Here is a 23,792-nt window from a genome sequence, read left to right on the forward strand (position 1 = left end):
TCACCCGCGGCGGGCTGTGACCACTGTGGTCCAGTCGCCGGGTGTGAGTCCGCGGGCGTCGGCGGGATCGTAGCGACGTAGCAGCTCGGGTATCCGCAGCTGCTCGGTGGTCTGAAAGCCTTGGCGCGCAAGCAGTTCATCGGCCTGTGTTGCCGTCATGCCCGTTCGGTACGGCTCGCCGCGCCGGGAGACGGACCGCGATCCGCGCCGGACTTCGGGACGACGGCTGTCGGATCCGACGATATCGGGATCACCGTAGTCCAAGACGAGCCTGCTTCCGGGTGCGCAGAGCTTCGCCAGTTGCGTCAGCGTCGACTCGAGCGCGGCCTCGGTGAGGTAGTAGGTCACGCCGAGCCACACCACGAGTGAGGTTGCGGCCGTATCAAATCCGGCGTCAAGCAGACGTGACGTCAGGTCATCGCGCTCGAAATCGCACGGGACCCAGACCAGCCGCGACGTATCGCCGCGGTGTTCGGCGATGAGATGTTGTTTCGCGCGCTGCGTGGTGGGTGCGTCGACCTCGAACACGGTGACGGGCAGGGAACCGAGCTGCTGGCTTGAGGTGTCGAAGCCCGCCCCCAGCATCACCACCTGGCTGATGCCGGACTGTGCGGCGGCCCGCACTTCGTCGTCGGACACCCGGCGGCGCAGCACGATGAGGGCATGCAGGCCCGCGCACCATCGATCCACCAGACGCAGGCTCCACCTCGCCACGGTGGGAGATGCCAGCGCCGCACGCAGCAGCGGATGGGTCACGAACCATCCGGACTGTGGATCGTTCAGCAGGCCATCGCGCTGTGTCGACTCAGCAGCGCGCTGCCACGCGTTGAACTGTGCGGTCAGGCTTGCGGTTTGGTCGAGCCGACGTCCGGGCATATCGCGAGGATAGAAAGTCCGGCGGGCCCATGAGGGGGCATTGGCATCATCTGGCAGTGCGTGGCAGGCGGCGGCGGTGCTGGTCAACGAGGTCTTCCTAGCATGGCGAGTACAGCCGAGGAGGTATCCGTGAAAACCATGAAACCCCGAGAAATGCTTTCCGCCGAGCGCACCAGCCTGGCCGAGTTCCTGCACACGTTGACCGAAGACGACTGGCTGGCCCCGTCACTGTGCGCGGGCTGGCGGGTCCGCGATGTCGTGGCACACGCCGCCGTCGACGCGGTATCGCTTGGTGTTTATCTGGGGACCGCACTACGGAACCCATCGATCGACAAGCTCAACGATGCATTGGTAGAACGCACCGGTCACCTGTCGAATCACGAGCTGTTGCGCCATTTCGAGTCGGCGGTGCGACCCGGAGCGTTCGGCAAGATGGCGCCCGCGGCACTTCATACCGACGCCATGGTGCATCACCAGGACATTCGGCGGCCGCTGGGCAGGCCGCGGGCCATCCCCGAGGACCGGCTGGTCTTCGCGTTGGATCACCCCGACTTTGGCGCCCATCCGAAGCGCTACACCAAGGGCCTGCGGTTCGTGGCCAACGATGTGGATTGGGCGAAGGGTAGTGGCCCGCGGGTGTGTGGCACCGGGGAGGCGCTGGTGCTGGCGATGGCGGGCCGTCCGGCGGTGCTCGGTGAGCTGGAAGGCGACGGTGTGCCGACCCTGGCCGCGCGGATGTGCTGACATCAGATCCGCTGCGAGGCCGATAGATACACGTCGCGGCCGGCGAGGCTCACCGCCACATCGGCGATCAACGGTTCGAAAAAGCGTGCCCGATACTGCGGATCGATGCTGCTGTTGACGGTGAAGTACAGCCCCGACAGCACCGCGACCAACAGCGACATGTGAATCAGAGTCTGTGGCACACCGATCCGAATCCCGTACCACGTGCCCGAACACGGCGGTGCCGCTCCCGACGGGCATGCGGCCTCGTTGGACCACAATGCCATCACGTCGTGCGGCACCGCCACGATGCCCAGCAGCATGAAGAACACGAACACCCCGGTGGTGAAGAACACCACCTGGATCGCCTGCGAAACCACCATCACCAACAGCACATTCAGCCGCTCGGGCCAACGCAGCGCGGGCCGCGGCGGCTCGGGACCGGCGGTTCCGGTCAGGCCGGCCAGTGGGGTTCCGGCCAGCAGTGCGGCGGACGCGGGACGTTCGGCCCGGTTCTCACGCAGGTTGTTCAACTCGTCGCGCACGGTGGCGACCATGAACACGGTGGCGGTGAGGGCCAGGAAGCCGATTGTCTGCCAAAGTCTTTCGCGGGTGATCCGGGCCGACAACTGCCAGAGTTCTCCGGTGAAGAACACCACCACGGTCAGCATCAGCAGTGGCAGTGCGCGGGACATGAGCGTGCCCAGTGCACCGAACTGTGTGGATGCGTACCGCAGGGCCCATAGTCCGATTGATCCGGCACCCAGGTAGGTCAACCAGATGAGCACCAACGCGGCCAGCAGGAAGGCGGGCATCTTCGCGGCCGCCTCCTGCCAGGAACCGGTGTCGGTGGCCGGGAGTGCTATCACAAAGATCGCTATGACGAGCCATGACAGGGCGCGGCGCACCACGTCGGCGCGGATGGTTCCGACTCGTTGCAGCGCGGTGAGCACCAGCGGTTGCGCCGCCATCAACAGTGCCACCACTCCGAGCAGGATCATCAGCACAATTGAGCGGGTGTCGTTGTCGGTGGAGATGAGCTCGTAGAACGCCACCCCCGCGCCGGCGACTCCGATCATGGGTGCGGCCCGGTCGATGAGTTCACGCGAGCGCACGCGACGGTCCAGCACGACGGGTAGCCCACGGGACAGGAACCATTCGTGAATGTCGTCGAGATTGCGCACCTGATCATGATGACAAGGCTGTTCGACGAGGCAAAACGGGCGTACGTTGAACCAATCGGGCGGTCGGATCGTGTAACCGTCGGAGGTGTTTCATGGCGGATGGGCAGGCTGGGCCGAAAGGCGTCGGCGTCAATGGCTCATCGAGTCTTATGCGGGCCTTTTACGACGAGTACGCAGGCCCGCTGCATCGGTATGTCATGCACCTGACCCACGACTCGGCGCTGGCAGAAGACATCGTGCAGGAGGTGCTGTTGCGAGCCTGGCGGCATCCGACGTTGGTCAACCAGACCGAAGGGTCGGCGAGGGCGTGGCTGTTTACGGTCGCCCACAACCTGGTGCGCGATAACGCGCGTAGCTCGCGCTTTCGCAGCGAGATAGCCACTGCCGAGACACCCGAGTTCGCCTCTCCCGATCAGGTGGATGCGACGCTGGACGCGTGGCTGGTGGCCGAAGCGCTGCGTACGTTGTCCACCGATCACCGCGCCGTCATCCTGCGTGCGTATTACCGCGGGAGCTCAGTCGCCGACATATCCGCCGAGCTGGGGGTGCCTGAGGGCACCGTCAAATCACGCCTGCACTATGGCGTGCGCGCGCTTCGGTTGTCGCTGCAGGAAATGGGGGTCACACGATGACTGTGGAGCATGTTTACGCCGATTGGGACGCCGCTTACATGCTGGGCGCGCTCTCGTCCGCCGAGCGGCGTGAATACGAACAGCACCTGGTCGACTGTGTCAGCTGCCAGCGCGCGCTGTCCGAAGTGACGGCGATGCCCGGTCTGCTGTCCAAGGTCGATCGCGGATATGCCGAGAAGATGGAACTCGAAGACCCGCCTGTGCTCGCCAAGCCGGCCACCAGCTGCCCGGTGCAGGCGCTGTGGCCCAAGTTGCAGGCCCGGTGGCGGCGGCAGAGTGCCGTGCGCCGACTCGCTTATGTGGGTGCGGTCGCGGTGGCCGCAGCCGTCGCGCTGACGGTCTCGCTGGTGCCGCCGCCGTGGTATCACCGGCCCGCACCGATGAATGTCGCCGCGGGTTCGTTGCCATCGGGTGAGCATTGGCAGCCGATGCGCCAGGTGACGCCCTCACCGCTGAGCGCCCAAGTGGCCATTGTCCGGGACGGTGCCGGTACCCGTATCGAGATGTGGTGCAGCTATCCGGCATACGGAGACGACTCGGATGACTCGGCGGCACCCTACGCGTTGCGCGTCGGCACCCGCTCCGGTGGGAACATCATCGCCAGTTCGTGGACGGCCAAGCCGGGCTCCGCGATGATGACGTCGATGACCGTCCCGGTGGCGCAGGATCAGATCGAGAGTGTCCAGGTGATCGACAATCACGGCGATGCGGTGCCGCTGGTGTTCCTCGAATTGCGTCGCTGAGGTCTTCCCGTATCAGGTTCGTGGCGCTTTGACGTGCCCATATCGGCGTTACCTGAAATGCGATTCATATTGTGCCATCACATGATTGAGATAACTTGATCACTTTTTCTTCCGGATTGTTGAACCGGTCACGTGTGACAGTCGTGTACTAGTCATGACCATCCCGATACGTGCCCGGAGCCTCATGGCCGGCGACATCGCGCTCGGGAACGGGAATGGGACCATGCGACTGGTTGACTGGCTCGTCCTGGAGTTGCGTCGTCATCATGTCGATGTCGTCTTCGGAGTCGACGGTGCGAACATCGAGGATCTCTACGATGCCGTGCACTACACGCCGGGAATACAGGCTGTCGTCGCCAAGCACGAGTTCTCGGCGGGCACCATGGCCGACGGCTATGCGCGTGCCACCTCGCGGATGAGTGTGGTAGCTGCGACCTCAGGTGGTGGCGCTGTCAATCTCGTTCCTGCGCTTGCTGAATCGTATGCGAGCGGGGTGCCGGTGCTGGCGATCGTAGGCCAGCCGCCGCGCCCTCTGGAAGGTAACGGGGCGTTTCAGGATGGCAGTGGGCGCGCCGGGAGCATGGATCTGCAGGCGGTTTTCCGGCCCATCTCCGGTTACTGCACCCGGGTGGAACATCCCGAAGAAATCGCCGAGGCGCTCGGCCATGCCCTGGCCGCGATTCGGGACGGTCTGCCGGCGGTTCTCTTGATACCTAAAGACGTCCAGCAGGCACGCCTGCACGCCCCGCCGCAGATGCCGGAGCCGCACGTTCGGCCCGGGGCGGTGCCCGCCCAGCTTGCCGACTTCGCCAAGCATCTGGCCGATACACCGGGCCGGATTCTGGTGGTGGCCGGGCCCGAGGTGGCGCGGCACGATGCTCGCGACGAGCTGTCGGATCTCCTCGATCGTCTGGATGCCTTCGTCGCGGTGTCGCCCGACGCCAAAGATGCTGTAGACGGCGATGATCCACGGCTGCTGGGCGTCATCGGAGTGATGGGACACCCGGCCGTCGAGGGGGTGCTGCGCCATGGTGTGACATGTGTCTGCATCGGGACCACAATGCCCGTGATGACCCGAGGCGGCGTCGACTTCGCCACGACCCCGGTGCTCTCGATCGGCTCCGCGACACCACATATCCCGTCCCGTCACCTGCAGACCGAGGACCTGTCATCGACCTTGGCTCGGCTCGCCGCGGCCGTCCCGGCGCGCGCGGACTCATCGGACAGTGAAACGCTCTACGCGCCAGCTCATCTGGAACCGCCTTCGCATGATGGCGACGGTGTCAGGTACCACGACGGCATGCATGTGCTCGACCGGGTGATTCCTGCGGAAGCGGATATCTTCGTCGACGCGGGTAACACCGGCGCCGCCGCGGTGCACTACCTGGGCGCCCGGCACCGAGGCCGTTACGTGGTCGCACTCGGCATGGGCGGCATGGGGTATGCCTTCGGTGCGGGCATCGGCTGTGCGTTCGCGCGGGGTGGCCGCACCGTGGTGGTCGCGGGCGACGGGGCATTCTTCATGCACGGCATGGAGATTCACACGGCAATCGAACATCGGCTGCCGGTGACATTCGTCATTGTCAACAACAACGCACATGCCATGTGCGTCACCCGTGAGCAGCTGTATTACGGAGGGGAGTACAGCTTCAACCGATTCACGCCCTCGCATATCGGGGCCGGGATGGCCGCGATGTTCCCGAGTCTGATGTGCCGTTCGGCCGATACCGTGGCCGATTTCGAGGCCGCCATGCATGCGGCGATCGCCCATAACGGTCCCTCTCTGGTGGAGGTCATCTGTTCCACCGATGAGATACCCCCGTTTGCCCCGTTCCTGTCATCCGATATCGCTAAGGAGAAAACGCATGACCGACACGATTACCGAAGCATCCAAGCCTGGCCTGAAAGCCTTGCCCGCGCTTAGTGATATCGCTGCCGACGCGGGTACCGAGGACGCGTTGCCCGGGGTGCATCGGATCGAGACCTCGCCGCGCGAGAAGGCGACGCCGATCATCATGGACATGATGCGGTCGGTGTATCCGCACGACCAGGTGTTCGGCCCGTTCTGCACCGTCCAGGAGTATGTGGACTGCCCACCCGACGAGTTGCATCGTTACCTGTCCGACACCCGTTGCCTGGAGGAGTGGACCTATAGCCTGCGCGGCTTCGAGGAGACCGATGAGCCCGGGTTGTGGGTCGCGCATGACCGTTTGGGGTCGGACACGCTGATCTACACCCGCACGGAATCGAACGTCGAATCCGGAACCGTTGATTATCACTGTGCCTGGGATCAGGGCGATCACCTCTGGATGATCTATCTCATGCGGGTGGTCGACGCGCAGATCGTGCTTAACAAGCCGGGCTCCGTGGTGCTGTGGACCAACTGTCACCACCCGTTCTATGACGAGAATCCCTATCCGGAAACCGCTCCGCCCCAACGCAAGCCGTGGGTGGGCGACTTCTGGGACATGTTCGGTGCGGGTCACCTGTTGGAACTGCTGAATCTCAAGGCCATCGCCGAGTATCGCCACAGCCATGGGCTTCCGATCGTTCCGGAGTGGATGAAATGACCATCAGCATCTTCGATATCTCCAGCTATCTTCCCGAGAACCGGGTCAGCGCCGATTATTTCGCGCAGTACGCCAAGGATGACGATCTGGCGGAGAACGTCATGTTCCGTAGCCCGGCTTACCGGCATCACGTCGCCGCCGACGAGTCCGCGGTGGACATGGCCGAGCGTGCGGTTGCCGGACTCAAGGATCGGCACGGCGACAGTGTGCTGGACGAGGTGGACATTCTGCTGACGCATACCCAGCTGCCCGACTTGCCCTTCGTGGGTTGTGGTGGGGAGGTGGCGAACAGGCTGCAGATCCGCCCGGAGTGGATTCTGGACGTGCACAACGGTGGCTGCGTCTCGTTCGTTCTGATGCTCAAGCTCGTGCAGCAGATGATGGCCTTGTCGAGCGCCCGTTCGGCCCTCATCGTGAACATGCAGAATGCGGCCGGCCAGATCTTCGTGCAAGAGCAGGTGCGCTCCACCGCGCAGGCCTCGATACCGGGAGACGGCGCCACCGCGGCGCTGATCACCCGCGACGGAAGTTCCCCGGTGCTGGGCATCGAGACGCGGAACTTCGGCGAGTTCGCGGGCGATATGACGTACGCGGTGACGCCTCATCGCAAGTACTGGGAGGCCGGGGCAGGGCAGGGGAGGGTGGCATTCACCGAGCACAAGATCAGCAAGGTGTTGGCCCGAGGCAACCGGATGGTGCCCGAGGTGGCCCTGGCCGTCTGCGATCGAATCGGGGTTCCGTCAACGGATCTGGACGCATTGGTGACCAACCAGCCGAACCGGATATTTCTGCGGAACTGGCGCGATGCCCTGCAGCTGCCCCGGGAGAAGCACCCGGACACCTTCGACGAGTGCGGCAACCTCTTCGGGGTGGGCATTCCGCACACTCTCGATCAGGCGATCTCCGATGGCCAGGTCAAGTCCGGCGCCACGGTGATGCTGGCAGGTTTCGCCCACGCCGGTGACTACGCGGCAGCGGCGGCAGTTCGGTGGGGAGGGAGGGGCCTGTGACGGTCAGTCCACTCCGATTGGCATTGAACGAGAATCCCTATCGTCCACTGCCATCGGTGCGCGATGCGCTCAGGCATGACATTGCGGAGGTGAATCGGTACCCCGAGTTCTTGCCCGTGGTGCTTCCGCGACTGATCGCCGAACGGGTGGGCTTGACACCGGAGGAAGTGGTGGTGGGCGTCGGCGCCACCGGCGTCGCGCTACAGGTGCTGCAGGCGCTGTGCCAGCCGGGTGATTCGCTGGTCTTTGCGCACCCGACATTTGACGGCTATCCGATACTGGCCGATATCGCCGGGCTGATCCAAGTTCCGATTCCACTGGCAGATAATGGGATTACAGATCTGGATGAGCTACTGGGTGCGGCGTACGACGCCGATGCCGCCGCCGTGGTGCTATGCCGGCCCCATAACCCGACCGGAACATTGATACCGGCGGAGCAGGTCTATGAGTTTGTCCGCGAGGCGCCGCCGACCAGTGTCGTGATCCTCGACGAGGCCTATATCGAATTCGTGGATCCCGATGCACATCTGGATATTCCGCGTCTTATTGCGATACACCCGAACCTGGTGGTGCTGCGTACCTTCTCGAAGGCATACGGGTTGGCGGGGCTGCGCATCGGTTATGGGTTGGCCGCTCCCGCGGTCTGTGGTGTCATTCGTAGATACCAACTCCCGTTCGGTATGAACCGTGCGGCGGCTGTGGCGGTGGCAGCATCGTATGCGGCCGAAGACGAGCTGAGACTGCGGGTCGATTCTATTGTCTACGAACGTGATCGGCTCAGGGAACGGCTCGCTCAGATGGGTGCGCACATCCCGGATTCCCATGCCAACTTCGTGTATCTGCCGGCCCGCGGCGATGGCGAGCGCTGGATGTCCATCCTGGGAACCGATGACGTTGTCGCGAAGGAATACCCCGATGGCGGTGTGCGGCTCACGGTCGGCGACCCACGAGAGATGGCGATCGTCGCGCGGCGGCTGCTGGAGGTCGACGAGATCGGCGAAAGCGCGGCGCCGCAGCTGAGTAGACCGGCGTCATAGACTGGTTGGCCGCGGCGATCCGTCCCCCCGATTGCCGGCCCCGAAACGGCAAGGACCGCCGCGGCCAACCCCACTTCTCAGAATGCGTAGCGGTGATACTGCGCCATGTACCGCAGCGTCGGCGACAGCGACATCGCTTTGGCGAGAAGTCGATACGCGGTCCTGGTCTGCTGGAAGGTCTCCGAGTCGAAGGGTGACTCCCACTCGAGGAGCTGCAGCTTGGGGATCTTGCAAACGATGTCTTCGGGACGGTCGATACCCCAATGCAGGGTCGCTCCCGAGCGTCGCACCACCGCATTCGACCATTGCGTCTTGATGCCGAATCTGTTGAACGCATCGAACTGCAGTTCCCCGTAGGGGAAGTGATCAACAATCCGGCGAAACAGGGCGATGCCGTCGGCCTCCGTGAGATACATGGTGAGCCCCTCTCCGATCGCGAGCACCGGCCGGTCGCCCCGAATGTTCGCCAGCCATGCCGGATCGGTCACCGATGCGGACACGACGTGATAGTTGTCGCGTATCGGATATAGCCGGCTGCGCAGCGCGGCCACGTCGGGGTAATCGACGTCGTACCACTGGATTCCCGCACCGGGGTTCAGCCGGAAGAACCGGCCGTCGAGACCGCAGCCCAGATGCAGCACCACGGCCTCGGCGTGCCTGGACAGAAAGGCGCGGGCCCAGCCGTCGAAGTGTGCGGAACGGGTGGTGACGGCCGGCGACCTACCCGCGGTGATGGTCGTCTTGGACCAGTCGTAGTCGATGCGGTCGGCGATGTCACGGGCCAGCCGGTCGCCGAGGATCGGCTTCGGCAGATCGGCGTCCAACGCCTTGGCGTAGAACGTCGCCAACATGGTCTGCGGTGCTCCGCTGAGATCGACATGGATCTTCTCGGGGTGGCTCATGAACCCGACGCTAATGCGGATTCGGCGGCGCGCAGAGCAGTCTGAACAGTCCCCGGCGTGGTGTTCAGCTCCACCTCTCTAGGCTGAGCGTCATGCAACGGATCATCGGTACCGAGGTTGAATACGGCATTTCGTCCCCCACGGACCCTGCCGCCAACCCGATCCTCACCTCCACACAGGCCGTGCTGGCGTACGCCGCGGCGTCGGGGATCCAGCGCGCCAAGCGCACCCGATGGGATTACGAGGTGGAGTCACCGCTGCGTGATGCCCGCGGGTTCGACCTGGGGCGCACGACCGGTCCGGCCCCCATCGTCGATGCCGACGAGGTCGGGGCGGCCAACATGATCCTTACCAACGGTGCCCGCCTGTACGTCGATCACGCCCATCCGGAGTATTCGGCGCCCGAATGCACCAATCCGCTCGACGCGGTGATCTGGGACAAGGCCGGTGAACGCGTGATGGAGGCCGCCGCCCGCCACGTCGCCAGCGTGCCCGGCGCCGCGCGGCTGCAGCTGTACAAGAACAACATCGACGGCAAGGGCGCCTCCTACGGCACCCACGAGAACTACCTGATGGACCGTCAGACGCCGTTCTCGGCGATCATCGCGGGCCTGACGCCCTTCTTCGTGTCGCGCCAGGTAATCACGGGGTCCGGCCGAGTGGGAATCGGGCCCTCCGGCGACGACTCGGGCTTTCAGTTGTCGCAGCGTGCCGACTACATCGAGGTCGAGGTCGGTCTGGAAACCACTCTCAAGCGGGGCATCATCAACACCCGCGACGAACCGCATGCCGACGCCGACAAGTACCGACGCCTGCACGTCATCATCGGAGACGCCAACCTCGCAGAGACTTCGACGTTCCTCAAGGTGGGTACCACCTCGCTGGTGCTCGACCTGATCGAATCCGGGGCCGATCTCTCGGACCTGGCCCTGGCGCGGCCCGTGTACGCGGTGCACGTGATCAGTCGTGATCCATCGCTACGGGCCACCGTGGCGCTCGCGGATGGACGAGAGCTGACGGGCCTTGCGCTGCAACGTATTTACTTGGAGCGGGTGGCCGAGTTGGTCGCATCCCGGGATCCGGATCCGCAGGCCGACCACGTGCTGCAGGTGTGGGCCAAGGTTCTCGATCTGCTGGAGCGCGATCCGATGGAATGCGCCGACTTGCTGGACTGGCCCGCCAAGCTGCGACTGTTGGAAGGATTCCGGCAACGCGAGAATCTGAGCTGGTCGGCGCCGCGCCTGCATCTGGTCGACCTGCAGTACTCCGATGTACGCCTGGACAAGGGTCTGTACAACCGGCTGGTGGCCCGCGGGTCCATGCAGCGGATGGTCACCGAGCAGCAGGTGTTGGACGCGGTGACGCGGCCCCCGTCGGACACCCGCGCCTACTTCCGTGGCGAGTGCCTGCGCCGCTTCGGTGCCGACATTGCCGCCGCTAGCTGGGACTCGGTGATCTTCGACCTGGGCGGGGATTCGCTTGTCAGGATTCCAACGCTGGAGCCGCTGCGCGGCAGCAAGAGCCATGTGGGCTCGCTGCTGGATTCGGTCGATTCGGCTGCTGAACTGGTCGATCAGCTCACCACATAATGGGTTCGGCGACGCACGCCTGCGAAACGTCACGTCGTGGGCGCTGCCCGGTAGGCTGAACAGAACCGACCTAGCAGTCAGGAGGCAGCGATGGCGCAGGAGCAGACCAAGCGCGGTGGTGGCGGTGACGAGGACGATGTCACCGACCTGGGAGGACCGGCCGGGCAGGAGCGCCGCGAAAAGCTGGCGGAGGACACCGACGATCTGCTCGACGAGATCGATGACGTGCTGGAAGAGAACGCCGAGGACTTCGTGCGGGCGTACGTCCAAAAGGGTGGCCAGTGATCTGGCGCGATGATTCGATCGCGCCCCAGCAGTTCACCCGACACTCGCACCTTTCCTCGTTCTCCGAGTACCTGAGGATTCAGGCGCCGGAGTTGCTTCCGGCACTCGGAAAGGCATCGAGTGATGTGATCATGAACCTGCCGCACGGCACCACCATCGTGGCGCTCACGTACCGAGGTGGAGTCCTGATCGCCGGTGACCGGCGCGCCACCCAGGGCAACTACATCGCGAACCGCGATATCGACAAGGTGCAGATCACCGACAACTACTCGGCGACCGGCATTGCGGGAACCGCTGCCATCGCCGTGGAGTTCGCGCGGTTGTACGCCGTCGAGCTGGAGCATTACGAGAAGCTCGAAGGTGTGCCGCTGACCTTCAACGGCAAGGCCAATCGGCTCTCGGCTTTGGTGCGTGGCAATCTCGCCGCGGCCATGCAGGGGCTGGTGGCGGTGCCGCTGCTGGTGGGCTACGACATCGACGACCCCAACGGTGAAACCGCAGGGCGCATAGTGTCTTTCGATGTTGCGGGCGGTTGGCACGTGGAGAGCGACGGGTACCAGGCGGTGGGCTCGGGCTCGGTGTTCGCGAAATCATCGATCAAGAAGCTCTACAAGTCTGGCGGCGACGCACTGGGTGCGCTGGCGGTGGCGGTGGAGGCGCTGTACGACGCCGCCGAGGACGATTCGGCAACGGGCGGACCAGATCTGGTGCGCCGGGTGTTCCCGACGGCCATTCGTATCGATTCCGGCGGAGCGATTCGGGTGCCCGAGGCCGATATCGAACGCATCGCGCGCGAGGTCATTCAGAAGCGGACCGAAGCGGCCGAAAGTGGTGATCCCTCATGACTTTTCCGTACTATGCCTCGGTCGAGCAGCTCATGCGCGACCGTTCCGAGTTGGCGCGCAAGGGAATCAGCCGCGGTCGTTCGGTCGTGGCGCTCACCTATGCCGATGGCGTGTTGTTTGTCGCCGAGAACCCGTCCAACTCGTTGCAGAAGGTCAGCGAGGTGTATGACCGGGTCGGTTTCGCCGCTGTCGGAAAGTTCAACGAGTTCGACCGACTGCGCCGCGGTGGTATTCAGTGGGCCGATATGCGCGGCTATGCCTACGACCGTCGCGACGTGAGTGGACGGCAGCTGGCCAATATCTATGCCGAGGCACTCGGCACCATCTTCAACGAGCAGGCCAAACCGTATGAGGTGGAGCTGTGTGTCGGTGAGGTGGCCCATCACGGCCGGGACACCGATCCGGTGCTGTACCGGATCACCTATGACGGGTCGATCGCCGATGAGCCGTATTGGGTGGTCATGGGCGGGAACACCGAGCCGGTGATCAACTCGCTCAAGGAGAGCTACGCCGAGGGAGCCGCGCTCAGGGACGCGGTGGGTTTCGCGGTGAAGGCACTGCAGGCAGGGACGGCAGGCGCCAACGGTTCTGAGGGCCGGGCGCTGGGCGGACTCGAGGTCGCGGTGCTGGAACAGAGCCGTCCCCGCAGAGCCTTCCGTCGGATCAAGGGCGCCGCGCTGGAAGCGCTTTTGCCCGAGGACTTCTCCCCGGGGGAGATCGAGGGCGGTGGCGATCCGGGCCCCGAGGCTGGCGATCCGAAGGATTCCAAAGACTCCAAGGATTCCAAGGATAGTTAGCTAGCCCGCGTGTGGCGTCGCGGGCCGATAACACCGCGTCCCGGAAGTTATCCACAGCTTGAAATCGACGGAACCGTGAGCGGACGTCGGTGGTCGTACCTGTATCGAACCCGTTTCGTTTCAGGTAGGAGCAGTCATGTCCGTCACCACCGACAAGGACGCATACATCGATCTCGCGACGCTGCGACTGGCAGACGGCGCCTGTGAGGAGCTGGCCGCGCGCTGCGAGCTGCTACGGAGCGCTTTTGCGGGCGTCATTTCGCGTCTGGACACCATCTCACCCGTCGGCCATGCCATCTTCGGCGACTGCGCGGAGGGACGGGGATGGCACCAGGTCGTTCACGACGCCGTCCGGGCGCCCATGGGATCGCTGACCGCCGTTCTCGAACAGCATCGGTCCGTTCTTACCGAGTTCGCCGAAACGTTCCGGCGCATCGGGGACGCCTACCTCGATATCGACACCAACTCGGCCGATGGCGCCCGGAAGGCAGGGCGGTGAGATGGCCGGCACAGTGCGACCCGATGAATGGCACGGCGACAAGTGGAGCCACGAGGCGATCATGGACCTGCAGGCGCGGATGGAGCCCGACGGTATCAAGCGCGTCGCCAACGACTGGAAGAGTGCTCTGAGTGAGCTTGATTCGCTGCTCACCACATTTCTCGAGGACGTGACGGCGATGATCGGCGAGCGCTGGAGCGGCGCTGGGGCGCGGGCAGCGCTGAGCACCATGCAGGCGTACGTGGAGAACTCGCGGGTGGCACTCGGAGAGGCCACCACCCTGTCCGCTGGTCTGGACGTGCTGGCTCGCGCGGCGGGTCAGTTACAGCAGCAGGTCGTGTCCCCGAGCACCGGCGCGCCAGTGGGTCGGCTGGGCGTGCCGGTCGGTCGGGGAGCCTCGGTCGCCGATGACCTCGACCTATGGGAACGAGCGTTGGAGCAGGTGCGCGTCGTGTACAGCGGGCCGGCCGTGCAGGCCGGAAATGCGGTTGCCCAACTGGTTGGCCCCCGGGAACGACTTCGTTTCGGATCTGGCCCTGGTGTGGCAGCGGTGGTCGACTCGTCGCGGGACGAACAGGCCGAGAGGGCCGGGGAGTTCCTGGCGCGGTGGGCGTTGGGCGAGCCGGAGATGAATCCGCAAGAGACGATGTCCCAGGGCGGTGCCGGTATGCCGCTGCAGGTACCTCTCATAGCGGCGGGCAATCCGGGTAATCCCTTCCCGGGCAATGATTTCGGCTCCAGGCAGAAATCCGGATCGGGGGTGGACGAGCTCGGTGAAGATGATGTCTACTCCCACCGGAACTGGATGCGTGATCCGCTCTGGAGTGAGAACCCAACCCGCAGTGCCGGGTTCGAATCGGCGACCCCCACGAGCCGTCAGCCGCTTGCCCCTGATCGAATGCCGCCACTCGGCTCGGGATCAACGCCGATGAGTGCCGGCGGTATCGGTGCAGGGGCGGCGATACGGCCGTGGGGTGCGATGATGCCGATGATGGGTGCGTATCCGTCGCACACGAACCAGCGGCGCGGGGACGAAAACGAGCACTACAGCCCGGGATATCTCGTGAATAGCGATAACACCCGCGAGCTGCTTGGGGAGTTACCCAAGGGTTCGGCCCCGGTCATCGGGTTGTGGGAGCACGAGCCCGATGACGATCTCGGGCCACCGCCCCGCCGCGGGTTTCGTTCGCGCTGAGCCGGACCCTTGAGTGTCCGGGTTTGCGCCGGTATCAATACCGGGTGCCTTCGACACCCTCTGCTGATAGCTGCTGTTGTCTGACGCCGTCCCATCGCGCCTAGCCACAGAAAGCCATTCGCATAGTGTCTGTATTCGTCGACATCGTTCCCCCCGAAGAGTCGCCCGCCGAATCGAAGGAAGCAGCCCGGCGCCCGTCGCAGTGGTGCCGCCGGTTGACCAGCGCCGCTCTGCCGCTGCTTTCGGTGGTCGTGTTCGTCGGTATCTGGCAGCTGGCCGCGGTGAGCGGCATGTGGAACCAGACCTTCGTGCCGTATCCGAGCAGCGTGTGGCACGCGTTCATCGAGGTCTCCACCAACCATGACGGCGTGCATGGATACGGTGGCTACCTGCTGGCCGAACATCTGTATATGACGCTGCGCCGCTTGCTTTTCGGTGTCGTCATAGGCGTCACCGGTGGCGTGCTGCTGGGCCTGGTCATGGGATCGGTCGGCTGGGTGCGCAGCGTGCTCGAGCCGTGGCTGACGTTCCTGCGCACGCTGCCGCCGTTGGCGTACTTCTTCCTGTTGGTCATTTGGCTGGGCATCGACGAGGCCCCCAAGATCACGCTGCTGGCGTTGGCGGCGCTGCCACCGGTCGCGGTCGCCACCACCGCCGCCGTGGTGGCCGCACCGGTCGGGCTCGTGGAGGCCGCCCGCGCGCTGGGCGCCACCCGCTGGCAGGTGACTCGTGACGTTGTCATTCCCGCGGCGCTGCCGGAGACATTCACCGGAGTTCGGCTCGCGGTGGGTATGGCGTACTCCTCGGTGGTCGCCGCCGAATTGTTCAACGGCATACCCGGAATCGGCGGTCTGGTGAAAGACGCGAGCAACTACAACAACACGCCGGTGGTACTCGTCGGAATCTTTTCGATCGGGATCTCGGGATTGATCATCGACGCGGCGCTGCGGGCTGTGGAGCGCCGTGCGGTGCCGTGGAGGGGAAAGGTATGAGAGCGGGCCGAATCGCGGCGGCGCTGATGGTGGCGATCGGGCTCCTGTCCGGATGCGCCATCGACCACTCGGGCCTGCAGGATGGTAAACCGACCATCCGCATCGGGTATCAGAACTTCCCGAGCGGCGACCTTGTGGTCAAGCAAAACCGTTGGCTGGAAACGGCTTTACCCGATTACAACATCAAGTGGACGCGGTTCGACTCCGGTGCCGATGTCAACACCGCATTCATCGCCGGGGAGCTGGACTTCGGATCGCTGGGCTCAAGTCCCTTCGCGCGGGGATTGTCGGCTCCCTTGAACATCCCGTACCGGGTGGCCTTCGTTCTCGATGTCGCGGGTGACAACGAGGCCCTGGTGGCCAGCAATCGCAGCGGTGTCACGACGATCGCGGGCCTGCGGGGCAAGCGCGTGGGTACCCCCTTTGCCTCCACCGCCCACTACAGCCTGTTGGCGGCATTGGCTCAGAACGGACTGTCCGCCAAGGATGTTCAGCTCGTGGATCTGCAGCCACAAGCCGCGCTGGCGGCCTTCGACCGCGGTGACGTCGACGCCGTCTACACCTGGTTGCCCACGGTGGACCAGGTGCGCAAGAACGGTAGGGATCTCATCACCAGCCGACAGCTGGCCCAGGGGAGTAAACCCACCCTTGACCTCGCGGCCGTGGCCAACGTCTTCTCCGACGCGCACCCGGAGATCGTCGACGTGTGGCGCCAGCAGCAGGCACGGGCGCTGAGACTCATTCATGACGATCCGAGTGCGGCGGCCAAGGCCATCGCCGCCGAGACCGGGCTCACTCCACAAGAGGTGGCGGGCCAGCTCAAGCAGGGGATCTACTTAACTCCCGGTGAGGTCGCGTCTCCGAAATGGCTTGGTGAACAGGGAAAGCCGGGCCATATCGCCGTGGACCTGCAGAGTGCGTCACAGTTCCTGGCCGAACAGAAACAGATCCCCGCTGCGGCGCCACTGTCGACATTCGAGAATGCCGTCTACACGAAAGGCCTACCCGGTGTCATTGGCAAATGATGTGGAAAGCACTGTCCAGGAAAGCAAAACCGGATCAATAAAGATCAGCGGCGTCACGCACCGCTACGGCAGCGGCGCGGACAGGACCACGGCGCTGGGCCCGGTGGATCTGACCGTCGATCCGGGGACCTTTCTGGTCTTGGTCGGGGCCTCGGGCTGCGGAAAGAGCACCCTGTTGCGGCTGCTGGCCGGATTCGAATCACCGAGCGAGGGTGCCGTACAGGTGGCCGGCGATGCGCCCACCCCCGGCATCACCTCCGGAGTCGTCTTTCAGCAGCCGCGGCTGTTCCCCTGGCGCACCGTGGGAGGCAACGTCGAACTCGCCCTGAAGTATGCAAAGGTGCCTCGGGATCGATGGGTACAGCGCCGGGACGAACTGCTCACCCGCGTCGGGCTGGAGGGCACCGCGAGTCGGCGCATCTGGGAGATCAGCGGCGGCCAGCAGCAGCGGGTGGCTATCGCCCGGGCCCTCGCCGCAGAGACCCCGCTTTTCCTCTTGGACGAGCCGTTCGCGGCGCTCGACGCACTCACCCGCGAGCGTCTCCAGGAAGATGTCCGGCAGGTCAGTGCCGAGTCGGGCCGCACCACGGTGTTCGTCACACACAGCGCCGACGAGGCTGCCTTCCTCGGGTCGCGCATTGTCGTGCTGACCCGCCGCCCGGGGCAAGTGGCACTGGACATTCCGGTGAACCTGCCCAGAACCGGCATCGACCCCGACGATCTACGCCGTTCTCCCGAGTACGCCGAACTGCGTGCCGAGGTGGGCAAGGCCGTCAAGGCCGCTGCCGCCTGACGCGCGCGAACAGTTTGCGGCAGGTCGAACCGACGAGTGTCCGGCCTCGAGTGTGCACGGTTGCGCACCCGTTAACATGGTTGTGCCACAGGGCGAGCGGACTCGTTACGCAGTGTTATCGGGACGGTGCTGTATCTGGTTGACGCGCGAGGCTAGCATTACTGGCATACGTCACGGGTGGGCGAAGAAGCTCACCTCAGCTGGGCCCTCATCGTGGTGTCCCGTTCTTACTTCTCCTTGTTCTGAGGATCGAAAATGAGCGAAGAACTCTTCGTCGGCATGAGCGAAACCGGGTGGGATCATGCGCCCTGGGAAATCGAGCCGACCTTTACCCCCAGTGAACTGCGGATTCTGCTGAATCCCGCTCTATCGGTTACGCAGGCGGCCGACGAGGTGGGCTGCGTCGAGCACGACGTGCAGCGACTCAGGGACTCCGCCTAGTGTCGGTGCGCTTATCCGCGACCGTTGTCCCGCAGTAGTTTTGCCGCCTCCATTTGGTACGCGTGCTCTGCCCATTGCAGCGGCGTTGTGCTGAAACGGTTGTCGGCGAGTGTGCGATCGGCTCCTGCGTCCAGAAGCCTCCGGATCAACCCGAGGTCGCCCGCCCAGGCGGCGTGATGCAGCGGCGTCGCGCCTTCGTCGTCGCGGGCGTTGACGTCGGTGGGGAAGGCGGGTGCCACGAGGGTGGCACCCGCGGTGTCGATTCCATGCCGTGCGAGCAGTTCCAGCCTGTCGGAGAACCCGTGCTCGGCGGCCCAGTCGACCTGCCGCCGCCACATCTGTTGACGGGTCTCCATGGCCTCGCCGAGGCGGAGTTCCCACGGGCTCGCCCCGGCATCGGCCAGCCCGTGGGCGAACAGCAGCTCCAGATGCGAATCGTCGGGGCGAAACATCCTGTTGTAGAGGGTCTGCTGATCCACCGGGTGTGCGCCGCGCTGCAGCAGAACGGTGGCCAGCGCTTCGGCGAAGGGGTGCCGGGGCTGACGTCCCGGCCCTTGCTCACCCTCGCCGAACACCCCCGTCAGCGCGGTGAACGGAGTGGACAGACCGCGCCAGAGGTATCCGGCGTTCGGATCGGCGCCGGCGTCCAGAAGCAGGCGCGCGGCAGCCACCGTCTGCTGCTCCGTGCGCGCCCGTAGCACAGGTACATCAGCGGAAACCATTGGTATGGACCACCATTCGTGCTCGCCAGTGTTGGGTGCGCCGCCAGATGCTGTGCGAGCGCGGTCGGGTCGGCGGCCGAGGCGGCAGCCCATACATGCCGATCCACCAGGGCGGGATCGGCGGCCACCAGATCCGCGGCCGCCTGCCAACGGGGCGGCTCATCGTCCTCGTCGTATCGCAGCGACGCCAGGGCGCAGAATCGGTCGGCCGTGTCGAGCGCCGCCTCGGACACCGCGCTGGGATCGGTGCTGAGTCCGGCGGCAAGCTCCACGTAGTGCACGAGCGCGGGCCAGCCGGTGAATCCGTAGCGGCGGGCCACTGTCAGCTGAGCATCGTGCAGTGCGAATTGTTGGCCTGCCAATGCGATATCGGGACGTGGATGGTGTTGACGCACCACGCCGGCCGCCTCAGGGTCGGCGGTTCGCACCGCGCGCTGCAGCCCGCGCGCCTCATCACGGAGGCGATCAAGTGACGGATTGGTGGGAAGGGTGCTGGCCATAACGGCCTCCTCTCGTGTGCCCGATGTCCGCGAGACCAGGTGCGAGAAGAGGTCGGTAAACCAGTGCAAGAAAAGCAGGGAGGCTGAGCCTCTTCGGGCGGACACCGGGCGCTCCTGCACGCCCGGCGTCCACATTACCGCGCTAGAGCGTGGGGCGGCGGTCTGCCCACGGTGCGGTCGCCTCCAACTGGGCGGCCAGCCGGATGAGCAGTGATTCGCCGCCCAGTGGGGCAACGAACTGCACACCGAGTGGGAGCCCCTTCGGGGTTTGATACAGCGGCAGGGAAATCGCGGGGCACCCAGTCAGATTCGCCAATTGGGTGTAGGGAACCCAGCCGAGATTATCGTTGATCATGCTGTCGACGATGTTGGCGTACTTGAGCATACGGGCCGTCCTCGTGCGCAACAACAGATCGGACACCGCCGCCAGCGGTGCCGGAAGGTTGAACTCGCCGATCTTCGGTGGAACCTTGGCGAGTGTGGGCGTGAGCAGCAGGTCATAGTCGCCGAAGAAGGTGGCCAGCTCCCGCACATAGTTGTGTCGGCGCTCCACGGCCGCAACATAATCGGGTCCGCTGGTGGCACGGCCCAGTGCAGCGATGAGCAGGGTGTCGCGTTCGAACCCTTCGTCACCGGCCCCGGTCAGCCGCTTGGTGTCGTCCACCTCGTAGGCGGCGTGCACAAACCAGGTCAGCAGGAAGTCGCGCGCCAGCTGCCCATCGTCGTAGGGGGCGCTCACCTCTTCCACCTCGTGGCCCAGGTGCGTCAGAACCCGTACCGCGGCCTCGACCGCGGCCGCGGCCGCCGGATCGGGGTTGGGGGTGATGACGGTCGGGATGCGCACCCCGATCCGCAGCTTTCCCGGATCCCTGCCCACCTGCGAGGCGTACGAATCCGCGGGTATGGCAGGCAGATACGGCGATGTCGCATCCGGTCCGGCAATAACGTCGAGCATGGCGGCGGTATCGCGGACGGTGCGCGAGACCGTGCCGCTCACGGCCGCACCGTGCATGGGTTCGCCGGCCGCCGGACCCATCGGAGTGATGCCGCGTCCCGGCTTGAGGCCCACCAGACCACAACATCCCGCGGGGATACGGATGGACCCGCCTCCGTCGCTGGCGCCGGCCACCGGCACGATTCCCGCCGCGACGGCGGCCGCGGAACCACCCGATGATCCGCCGGGTGTGCGGCCCAAATCCCACGGATTGCGGCTAGCACCAAAAAGTTCCGGCTCGGTGATGCCCTTCGAGCCGAACTCGGGAGTGTTGGTCTTGCCGAAGATGACCAGACCGGCGTCGAGCCACCGCTGCACGATGGTGGAATGCTCCGGCGCGGGAAGGGTGGACAACGCCCGGCACCCTCCCGACGTCGGGTGGCCCTTGTAGTCCTGGCCGAGGTCCTTGATGAGAAAAGGAACCCCCGCGAACGGACCGGTCAGCTCGCCCTCGACCTGTTTATCCGCCTCCGGAATGGTCCGGACAATGGCCGTGATCTTGTTATTGACCGCCACCGCACGTGCGCGGGCCGCGGCGAGCAGCTCGGCCGGGGTGACCTGCTTGGTGGCCACCAGCTCGGCCAGGCCGGTGGCGTCGTATCGGGAGTATTCGGAGAAGTCCACTCGGCCAGCCTATGCGGCCTCACGGGGTCAGGCGTTGGCCTTCTTCAACACATCGTTGTAGATGGCGACAATCTTCTCGGTCTGCAGCGACTGCCGCGGCTCGTCCTGGTGCGCGGCGACCACCTCGGTCATCTGCCGCAGCTTGGCGCGGTCATCGGCCAACGCCCGGATCGCCTTGGCAATGGCCTCGACGGATTCGTTCTCCGTCACCAGGCCACCGCCGTCGGGTACCGACTCGCCCAGGATCTCGTCGCAGAAGATCACCGGAGTCGACATCGAAATCGCCTCCAGCAGAACCAGTCCCTGGGTGTCGAAACCGTAGGAGGTGAACAGCAGGGCGCTGCTGGCTCCCATCGCCGCCAGGCAGCTGTCCTGGCTGACCCGGCCGCGCAACCGGATGCGGTGCGACGCTCCGTGTGAATCGACGTACTTCTTGATGGCGTGCTCAAGGTGGCCGTCGCCGTAGATATCCATGACACAGTTCTGAACCTGGGTGGCGGCCTTTACGGCCTCCAGTACCCGCTTCTCCGGGGACAGCCGTCCGCACCAGATCAGCCGCAGCGGCTCGTCGTCGGTCGGCTTGTCGTCCGCTGCTTCACGGGCGATGTCGACCAGCTCGTCGTCCACGCCGTTGGACACCACCGAAATCGGCCGACGCAGCCCGCGATCGGTGAGGGCCTGGGCAAAGTGTGTCGTCGGGGTGATCTCGTGATCCACCGCCTGCGCCTGCGCCATCATCAGCTGCCACGCCCGCCGCGATGCGGCCGACTCCTGCACCGTCGTCAGGTGGAAATCCTTGGGCAGATGGCGCTCCTGCATCTGGCTGAAGATCCACGCCAACAGCAGGGGATTGGGGCTGGCCTTCTCGAAGTACACGTCGTATCGGGTGTGCTTGGTCTGCACCACCGGGATGCCATTGCGGCGGGCCGCTTCCACGCCGGCGATGCAGACGCCCAGGTCACCCTGGCTATGGATGATGTCGATGGGTCCGCGGGCGCGAAGCTCCCGATCGATCAGTTCTTTGTTCGCCGCTCCGGGCCATACGAAGGTGAAATCGTCGTGCTTGCCGAGCTTGCGCATCGCCTCTGCCACGAACGGCACCGGCTTGACCTCGACGACGTTCGGGTCGGGGTCAACGGTGTGGGCCAGCGGTGCGGTGAACACCGTCACCTTGTGTCCCAGCCGTTCCAGCCCGTGACGCTGGCGTGCCACCGAGATCTGCGCCCCGCCCAGGCTCTCAGGGTGAAGATCGGTGAACAGCGCAATATGCATTGTCGAAACCTGTCGTTGTATGCCAATACGGCGCGGACGAAACCGGGCCCAACCCGAACCGAACGGTATCGGATCGCCGGTCGTGCTGCTGAGATACCCAGACAGATGGCCTCGAGAAAGGCCAGCCTCCCCGCTGTCGACGGCCTCACCCAGTAGGCTCGATGGTGTGCAACGTCGAATTATGGGGATCGAGACCGAGTTCGGCGTCACGTGCACATTTCACGGCCACCGGCGATTGAGCCCGGACGAGGTCGCCCGTTACCTGTTCCGCCGGGTGGTGTCCTGGGGGCGCAGCTCCAACGTCTTCCTGCGTAATGGCGCACGGCTCTATCTCGACGTGGGCAGCCACCCCGAGTACGCCACCGCCGAGTGCGACAGCCTGGTGCAGCTGGTCACCCATGACCGCGCCGGAGAACGTGTCCTGGAAGATCTGCTCATCGACGCCGAACAGCGCCTCTCCGACGAGGGCATCGGCGGCGACATCTACCTGTTCAAGAACAACACCGATTCCGCGGGCAACTCGTACGGCTGCCACGAGAACTACCTCATCGTGCGGGCCGGGGAGTTCTCCCGGATCTCGGATGTGCTGCTGCCGTTCCTGGTCACCCGCCAGTTGATCTGCGGGGCGGGCAAGGTGTTGCTCACACCCAAGGCGGCGACCTATTGCTTATCGCAACGCGCCGAGCATATTTGGGAAGGTGTGTCCTCGGCGACCACGCGTAGCCGCCCCATCATCAACACGCGCGACGAGCCACATGCCGACGCCGAGAAGTACCGGCGCCTGCATGTCATCGTCGGCGACTCCAACATGTCCGAGGCCACCACCATGCTCAAGGTGGGCACCGCGGCGCTGGTACTGGAGATGATCGAGTCGGGTGTGGCATTCCGGGACTTTTCGCTGGACAACCCGATCCGAGCCATCCGCGAGGTCAGCCACGACCTCACCGGCCGCCGCCCCGTCCGGCTCGCCGGGGGGCGTCAGGCCAGCGCGCTGGACATTCAACGCGAATACCACGCGAGGGCTGTGGAACACCTCAACACCAGAGAGCCCAATGAGCAGGTGGAGCAGGTCGTCGAACTTTGGGGCCGCACACTGGATGCTGTTGAGAGCCAGGACTTCTCGAAGGTCGACACCGAGATCGACTGGGTGATCAAGCGCAAGCTGTTCCAGCGCTACCAGGACCGCTACAACATGGAGCTGTCTGACCCGAAGATCGCTCAGCTGGACCTGGCCTATCACGACATCAAGCGTGGCCGGGGCGTGTTCGACCTGCTGCAGCGCAAGGGGTTGGCCGCTCGCATCACCACCGATGAGGAGATCAAGGCCGCCGTCGATCAGCCGCCGCAGACCACCCGCGCCAAGCTGCGCGGTGACTTCATCACCGCAGCCCAGGAAGCCGGCCGCGATTTCACCGTCGACTGGGTGCACCTCAAGCTCAACGACCAGGCGCAGCGCACGGTGCTGTGCAAGGACCCGTTCCGGTCGGTTGACGAGCGGGTGGAACGGCTCATCGCCAGCATGTAGCGCTCGCTCTCGGCGTT

23 protein-coding genes and 1 pseudogene are annotated in these 23,792 nt (G+C 65.0%); 18 read left to right on the plus strand and 6 right to left on the minus strand.

All coding sequences use genetic code 11. From position 1 onward, the window contains the following. A complete protein-coding gene (locus MSTE_RS10330) occupies positions 1-876 on the minus strand; it encodes a class I SAM-dependent methyltransferase (protein WP_096500962.1) in 876 nt (291 codons plus the stop codon). Positions 877-1,014: 138 nt separating this feature from the next. Between MSTE_RS10330 and MSTE_RS10335 the strand changes: the two genes are divergently transcribed. After that, positions 1,015-1,620: a maleylpyruvate isomerase family mycothiol-dependent enzyme gene (locus MSTE_RS10335; RefSeq protein ID WP_231897092.1), complete on the plus strand. Its 606-nt coding sequence runs from the start codon at positions 1,015-1,017 to the stop codon at positions 1,618-1,620. 2 nt (positions 1,621-1,622) lie between these two features. On the opposite strand, the gene MSTE_RS10340 is transcribed toward MSTE_RS10335, so the two are convergent. Beyond that, positions 1,623-2,783, minus strand: coding sequence for a hypothetical protein (locus tag MSTE_RS10340; protein WP_096500966.1), 1,161 nt, complete (start codon positions 2,781-2,783; stop codon positions 1,623-1,625). 149 nt (positions 2,784-2,932) lie between these two features. Between MSTE_RS10340 and MSTE_RS10345 the strand changes: the two genes are divergently transcribed. The 6 genes from MSTE_RS10345 (at position 2,933) to MSTE_RS10370 (ending at position 8,775) form a co-directional block, all read left to right on the plus strand. Continuing rightward, positions 2,933-3,415 (plus strand): sigma-70 family RNA polymerase sigma factor, encoded by a 483-nt coding sequence (locus MSTE_RS10345; RefSeq protein ID WP_005061267.1) that lies wholly within the window; start codon positions 2,933-2,935, stop codon positions 3,413-3,415. Next, positions 3,412-4,158, plus strand: coding sequence for an anti-sigma factor family protein (locus MSTE_RS10350; RefSeq protein WP_096500968.1), 747 nt, complete (start codon positions 3,412-3,414; stop codon positions 4,156-4,158). The genes MSTE_RS10345 and MSTE_RS10350 overlap by 4 nt, the downstream gene beginning before the upstream one ends. Positions 4,159-4,381: 223 nt before the next feature. Continuing rightward, positions 4,382-6,082, plus strand: coding sequence for a thiamine pyrophosphate-binding protein (locus tag MSTE_RS10355; RefSeq protein ID WP_162291618.1), 1,701 nt, complete (start codon positions 4,382-4,384; stop codon positions 6,080-6,082). Next, positions 6,069-6,728: an SRPBCC family protein gene (locus MSTE_RS10360; protein ID WP_162291619.1), complete on the plus strand. Its 660-nt coding sequence runs from the start codon at positions 6,069-6,071 to the stop codon at positions 6,726-6,728. The genes MSTE_RS10355 and MSTE_RS10360 overlap by 14 nt, the downstream gene beginning before the upstream one ends. Next, positions 6,725-7,738: a 3-oxoacyl-ACP synthase III family protein gene (locus MSTE_RS10365; RefSeq protein ID WP_096500972.1), complete on the plus strand. Its 1,014-nt coding sequence runs from the start codon at positions 6,725-6,727 to the stop codon at positions 7,736-7,738. The genes MSTE_RS10360 and MSTE_RS10365 overlap by 4 nt, the downstream gene beginning before the upstream one ends. After that, a complete protein-coding gene (locus MSTE_RS10370) occupies positions 7,717-8,775 on the plus strand; it encodes an aminotransferase class I/II-fold pyridoxal phosphate-dependent enzyme (RefSeq protein ID WP_096500974.1) in 1,059 nt (352 codons plus the stop codon). Before MSTE_RS10365 ends, MSTE_RS10370 begins: the two co-directional genes overlap by 22 nt. 77 nt (positions 8,776-8,852) lie before the next feature. On the opposite strand, the gene MSTE_RS10375 is transcribed toward MSTE_RS10370, so the two are convergent. Continuing rightward, on the minus strand, positions 8,853-9,677 hold the full coding sequence (locus tag MSTE_RS10375) for a class I SAM-dependent methyltransferase (RefSeq protein WP_096500976.1): 825 nt from the start codon (positions 9,675-9,677) through the stop codon (positions 8,853-8,855). A gap of 92 nt (positions 9,678-9,769) precedes the next feature. Between MSTE_RS10375 and dop the strand changes: the two genes are divergently transcribed. The 10 genes from dop (at position 9,770) to MSTE_RS10425 (ending at position 18,138) form a co-directional block, all read left to right on the plus strand. Continuing rightward, positions 9,770-11,266: a depupylase/deamidase Dop gene (gene dop, locus MSTE_RS10380; protein WP_096500978.1), complete on the plus strand. Its 1,497-nt coding sequence runs from the start codon at positions 9,770-9,772 to the stop codon at positions 11,264-11,266. A gap of 90 nt (positions 11,267-11,356) precedes the next feature. Then, complete coding sequence (locus MSTE_RS10385; RefSeq protein WP_030095612.1) at positions 11,357-11,551, plus strand: ubiquitin-like protein Pup; 195 nt, start codon at positions 11,357-11,359, stop codon at positions 11,549-11,551. After that, complete coding sequence (prcB, locus tag MSTE_RS10390; protein ID WP_096500980.1) at positions 11,548-12,396, plus strand: proteasome subunit beta; 849 nt, start codon at positions 11,548-11,550, stop codon at positions 12,394-12,396. Before MSTE_RS10385 ends, prcB begins: the two co-directional genes overlap by 4 nt. After that, a complete protein-coding gene (gene prcA / locus MSTE_RS10395) occupies positions 12,393-13,193 on the plus strand; it encodes a proteasome subunit alpha (RefSeq protein WP_096500981.1) in 801 nt (266 codons plus the stop codon). The genes prcB and prcA overlap by 4 nt, the downstream gene beginning before the upstream one ends. A 136-nt stretch (positions 13,194-13,329) precedes the next feature. Continuing rightward, positions 13,330-13,692, plus strand: coding sequence for a hypothetical protein (locus MSTE_RS10400; protein ID WP_096500983.1), 363 nt, complete (start codon positions 13,330-13,332; stop codon positions 13,690-13,692). A gap of 1 nt (position 13,693) precedes the next feature. Further along, on the plus strand, positions 13,694-14,887 hold the full coding sequence (locus MSTE_RS10405) for a WXG100 family type VII secretion target (RefSeq protein ID WP_096505722.1): 1,194 nt from the start codon (positions 13,694-13,696) through the stop codon (positions 14,885-14,887). A 125-nt stretch (positions 14,888-15,012) separates the two neighbouring features. Next, positions 15,013-15,879, plus strand: coding sequence for an ABC transporter permease (locus MSTE_RS10410; protein ID WP_096500985.1), 867 nt, complete (start codon positions 15,013-15,015; stop codon positions 15,877-15,879). Beyond that, positions 15,876-16,904, plus strand: a complete 1,029-nt coding sequence (locus tag MSTE_RS10415) for a taurine ABC transporter substrate-binding protein (protein WP_096505724.1) — start codon at positions 15,876-15,878, stop codon at positions 16,902-16,904. The genes MSTE_RS10410 and MSTE_RS10415 overlap by 4 nt, the downstream gene beginning before the upstream one ends. Next, positions 16,861-17,697, plus strand: a complete 837-nt coding sequence (locus tag MSTE_RS10420; protein WP_408645884.1) for an ABC transporter ATP-binding protein — start codon at positions 16,861-16,863, stop codon at positions 17,695-17,697. The genes MSTE_RS10415 and MSTE_RS10420 overlap by 44 nt, the downstream gene beginning before the upstream one ends. Before the next feature lie 255 nt (positions 17,698-17,952). Beyond that, positions 17,953-18,138: a hypothetical protein gene (locus MSTE_RS10425; RefSeq protein WP_057968018.1), complete on the plus strand. Its 186-nt coding sequence runs from the start codon at positions 17,953-17,955 to the stop codon at positions 18,136-18,138. A gap of 11 nt (positions 18,139-18,149) precedes the next feature. Here MSTE_RS10425 and MSTE_RS25730 read toward each other — a convergent pair. The 3 genes and pseudogenes from MSTE_RS25730 to MSTE_RS10440 form a co-directional block, all read right to left on the minus strand. Continuing rightward, positions 18,150-19,360 (minus strand): annotated as a pseudogene (locus MSTE_RS25730) (ankyrin repeat domain-containing protein). A 142-nt stretch (positions 19,361-19,502) separates the two neighbouring features. Then, positions 19,503-20,978, minus strand: a complete 1,476-nt coding sequence (locus MSTE_RS10435) for an amidase (RefSeq protein ID WP_096500989.1) — start codon at positions 20,976-20,978, stop codon at positions 19,503-19,505. A 27-nt stretch (positions 20,979-21,005) separates the two neighbouring features. After that, a complete protein-coding gene (locus tag MSTE_RS10440) occupies positions 21,006-22,250 on the minus strand; it encodes a glycosyltransferase (protein WP_030095623.1) in 1,245 nt (414 codons plus the stop codon). 166 nt (positions 22,251-22,416) lie between these two features. Here MSTE_RS10440 and pafA point away from each other — a divergent pair, with 166 nt between their 5' ends. Beyond that, the gene (pafA, locus tag MSTE_RS10445; protein WP_096500991.1) at positions 22,417-23,775 is read left to right on the plus strand and encodes a Pup--protein ligase; all 1,359 of its coding nucleotides are present in this window, start codon (positions 22,417-22,419) and stop codon (positions 23,773-23,775) included. Positions 23,776-23,792: the final 17 nt, after the last annotated feature.

Origin of the sequence: [Mycobacterium] stephanolepidis, assembly GCF_002356335.1 — a bacterium.
Taxonomy (GTDB): Bacteria; Actinomycetota; Actinomycetes; order Mycobacteriales; family Mycobacteriaceae; genus Mycobacterium; species Mycobacterium stephanolepidis.